A 4,323-nucleotide genomic window follows, 5' to 3' on the forward strand; every position below is an offset into this window, starting at 1 on the left:
GGTTAAAATGCGCTAGCCGTGAAACAATCAGTCAATCACACCTTCAGAATACAGGTGTAGTGTATACTGAAGTTAATAAAGGTGGTAACGAACAATTTATTATGGCTGCGGGTCTAAATGGTGTTACAGAATCTGAGTTAGGTTATGCAGTGGGTATCGAGAACCGTTTTGAAAGTGGTTTTTATATTCCAGATTTAGTGACTCAATCAGGTGAAAGTACTTCAGTTCAGCAAGATCCAACATCTGGTGATTACTCTGTTCAGTCTGTATATGTTGAGTTGTCTTTACCAGTAACTGATGAATTAACAGTTGAAGCTGCTACGCGTTTCGATAACTATTCTACATTTGGTAGCGCAGTAACCTGGAAGCTTGGTGCAACTTATAGTTTCAATGATGAGTTTATGCTTCGTTCGGTAGTTGCTACAGGTTTTAGATCGCCCAGTGTTGCTGAGTTATATTCTGGTAACTCGGGGTCATTTGATTACCTTACAGACCCTTGGGGTAATGAACAAGATGCACAGATTCTTGTAAACCGTACCGGTGGTAAGGATTTAGATGCAGAAAAGAGTGAATCATTCACTTTTGGTGTGGTATGGGAAATTGCTGATGGTTTATCGTCAACAATTGATTACTGGAGCTTTGATATTACAGATGCTATTAGCCGCTTAAATGTTCAAGAGCAGATGAATTCTTGTTATGTTGGTGATCAAGTCGCATGTAGTTCAATCAATATCACTATTGATGGCGATCTAGATAACTTGACTTCTGCACTAATTAATGTAGGTTCTCAAGAAACATCAGGTATAGATTTAAATCTAAGCTATAGACAAGATATGTTTAAAGTTGCACTTGATGCAACTTATCTAATTGAGTTCATTGAAGATGGTGTTAGTTATGAGGGCTTTATTGATCCTAACTTTGGAAATTATTCTAAAGTAAAAGCTAATTTATCAGTTGATGTAAATGTTACTGATGATTTAACGTTGCTTTATAACGCTCAGTATATTCAAGGAATGGACGGTAACGACCCATATGAAAATGGAGCCTATTCAACAGATGATGTCATTTATCACCATGTGTCAGCAACTTATAGCATGAATGACCAGTGGACTGTAAATGGTGGCGTTAAAAACCTACTAGATACAGATCCAGAATATATGTCAAATGGTTCAGACATGAATACAGATTCATCTATCTATGATGTAATCGGTAGAACATTTTTCATGAGTACTTCATACAAATTCTAATTAGTTGAATTAGATCAGCAAGGCGACTTAATGAGTCGCCTTTTTAAATTTTAAAAGTTACTAAACTACTTATTTTTCTTCAGTTTCTTTTTCACGTTCTGCCTTTGAAACATAAGCTGGTTTGTTACTGGTATGCAGTTTTGATTTGAATTTTTTAAGTTTTTTCTTAAAAATACCATTAATTTTCTTTTGTCTGTTCATTGCTATTCCCATCCTTACAAATTTCTATACCTGTATTGTAAATGCAAAGTCTAAAATAACAAAGTAAAGCGCTATTTTAATTGAACTAGCGGAGTATTAAGCCTACATTCTTGCTTGATTAACGCTTATATTGTAAGGTGCACGTCCTTGACGCTTTAGCGTATATTTTAATGATAAGAGTGATTTTATGAGCTTTACCAATTTGGGATTATCTGCACCTATTTTAACAGCGGTCAGTGAACAAGGTTATGACACCCCAACACCCATTCAGGCAAAAGCAATACCTGCAATAATTAAAGGCCGAGATATCATGGCCGCAGCACAAACAGGTACAGGTAAAACTGCAGGATTCACACTACCACTTCTAGAACGATTATCTCAAGGTCAAAAAGCAGGTCCAAATCAGGCTAGAGCACTTATATTAGCACCAACAAGGGAGCTTGCTGCTCAAGTAGCAGAGAGTGTAGCGCTTTATAGTAAAAATTTGCCTTTAACTTCTACAGTTGTTTTTGGCGGAGTTAAAATAAACCCACAAATGATGCGACTTCGTAAAGGTGTCGATGTATTAGTTGCAACACCTGGACGTTTAATAGATTTAATGGGTCAAGGTGCAGTTAAATTTAAAAACCTCGAAGTATTAGTATTAGATGAAGCTGACCGTATGTTAGATATGGGTTTTATTAATGATATTAAGCGCATTCTTAAAATACTTCCTGCGAAACGTCAAAATTTAATGTTTTCTGCGACTTTTTCAGATGATATTCGTCAATTAGCAAAAGGGTTGATCTACAATCCAGTAGAAATATCAGTCGAATCAAATAAAGCCGCTAAAACAATTGAACACTGGATACACCCAGTAGATAAAACTAAAAAACCAGCATTGTTAACGCACTTAATTGAGAAAAACAACTGGCGTCAGGTATTAGTTTTCACCAGAACAAAACACGGCGCAAACCGTTTAGTTAAACAGTTAGATAAAAGTAAAATTGAAGCTGCTGCTATTCATGGTAACAAGAGTCAAAGTGCACGTACCAAAGCACTTGCCGGTTTTAAAAGTGGTGAAATACGTATTTTAGTCGCTACAGATATCGTTGCCCGTGGTTTAGATATAGATCAGCTACCACAAGTGGTAAATTATGACTTACCAAATGTGTCTGAGGATTATGTTCATAGAATAGGCCGTACTGGTCGAGCAGGAGCCAGTGGTGAAGCAATTTCTTTAGTAACAGCTGATGATATTCAAGAACTATCTGATATTGAGCGTTTAACGCAAAAGTTATTATGTCGTAAAATTGTTGAAGGTTTTGAACCTATCAATAAACTACCTGAAACAAGATTAGATACACGTCCTGTTAAGGCTAAAAAACCTAAAAAATCAAAGCAATTTAAACAGTCTGATAATCAAGATGAGCAAAAAAATAAACGTCGTCATGGCGATAAAGCATCACAAGGACCAAAAAAGCGAGCATCTGGCCATAAAGCACAATCTAAGAAAAGTACAGATAACAAAAGCGTTTCACAAGATGTATGGAAAAACAGTGTGAAAAAGCATAAGTAAGATTAACTAAAGATATAATTCATAGATTCCCGATAAAACACTTCGGGAATAACCTTTTAATACGTTAGTTTTTAGGCTTAATACATTATTATTTTGCTAGCAGTTATCTCTCTAGTTCGCCACGTAAATTATCTTGCATTAAGTGCCTGATTGTTTCAGTTTCAAGGTTTTGACTTAATAAATAATGAAGCTTAGTTAAACATGCTTCTAATGTCATGTCATAACCACTGATCACACCGACATTCAGTAATGCATTACCGGTTGCATAACCACCCATGTTAACACTGCCTTTTAAACATTGGGTCAGGTTTACAATAACCATACCACGGTCACTGGCTTCTTCAAGTAGTTTTAAAAACTCAGATTCTTGCGGCGCATTACCGACACCAAAGCTTAATAATACTAGGGCTTTAAGCTTACCGTTTAATAAACTTTGTACTACGTCATTGCTGATCCCTGGATATAAATGTAAAACACCGATGTTTTGTGGTGTAATCGCGCATACTTCAAGTTCATTTTCGATATAAGGGCTTAGAGTACCTTTAACTAATTCAATGTTAATACCCGATAATGCTAAAGGCTCTAAGTTGGGTGAACCAAAAGCATTAAAGCCATCAGCATGAACCTTAGTGGCACGATTCCCCCTAAACAACTGATTATTAAAAAATAAACTTACTTCAGCAATAGGGTAGTTGGCTGCTAAAAACATAGCATTTAACAGATTAACTTGACCATCAGAACGTAATTGAGAAAGTGGGATCTGAGAACCAGTGACAATGACGGGTTTTGTTAAATTTTCAAACATAAATGATAATGCAGCTGCTGTATAAGCCATGGTATCAGTGCCATGCAGTACTACAAAGCCATCATAATCATGATATTTACTTTTAATATCATCGGCGATCATTTGCCAATGGGCAGGTGACATATCTGAAGAGTCTATTAATGGCTGATATTCATGAATATCAAACAAAGGCATTTCATCACGATTAAACTCAGCACTGGCTTCAACCGTTTCAGTTAGATAACCATCAGCAGGAATATAACCTCGTGCTGACTTCTTCATACCAATCGTTCCGCCTGTATAGGCAATATAAATACGTTTTCTTTTCATAAATTGCTCAAAAGTTCATGTTGTGTTGTCTAGCTTTAATATATACCCATGCTACTTGGAAATGTGCGATTTCAGCAAGTCGAGAAGCGTGCCAAATGTTAGGCGTAAGATGTGTCGTTAACATTCTCAACAAATATCTTATAACAACGCAGTTGGCCGCTTATCTTTTTGCTCTAAGAGAGTTTGGGTAGAAAACGATTACT

General features: G+C 36.2%; 4 protein-coding genes. 2 read left to right on the forward strand and 2 right to left on the reverse strand.

Translation table 11 applies throughout. The features are described from left to right. Positions 1 to 1,247, forward strand: a 1,247-nt coding sequence (locus tag CJF42_RS08920; RefSeq protein WP_141235520.1) for a TonB-dependent receptor domain-containing protein, incomplete at its 5' end; no start/stop codon positions are given. A gap of 69 nt (positions 1,248 to 1,316) precedes the next feature. Here CJF42_RS08920 and CJF42_RS08925 read toward each other — a convergent pair. Next, entirely contained in the window at positions 1,317 to 1,448 is a 132-nt protein-coding gene (locus CJF42_RS08925) for a DUF2986 domain-containing protein (RefSeq protein ID WP_095366349.1), read from the reverse strand. 187 nt (positions 1,449 to 1,635) lie between these two features. Here CJF42_RS08925 and CJF42_RS08930 point away from each other — a divergent pair, with 187 nt between their 5' ends. After that, positions 1,636 to 3,006 carry a DEAD/DEAH box helicase gene (locus CJF42_RS08930; protein ID WP_095366350.1) on the forward strand — a complete coding sequence of 457 codons (1,371 nt, stop codon included), beginning with the start codon at positions 1,636 to 1,638 and terminating at the stop codon, positions 3,004 to 3,006. A gap of 103 nt (positions 3,007 to 3,109) precedes the next feature. Here the strand turns inward: CJF42_RS08930 and ansA are convergent, their stop codons facing one another. Beyond that, on the reverse strand, positions 3,110 to 4,120 hold the full coding sequence (gene ansA / locus CJF42_RS08935) for an asparaginase (protein ID WP_095366351.1): 1,011 nt from the start codon (positions 4,118 to 4,120) through the stop codon (positions 3,110 to 3,112). Positions 4,121 to 4,323 lie beyond the last annotated feature (203 nt).

The organism is Pseudoalteromonas sp. NBT06-2, from assembly GCF_002276045.1.
Classification (GTDB): Bacteria; Pseudomonadota; Gammaproteobacteria; order Enterobacterales; family Alteromonadaceae; genus Pseudoalteromonas.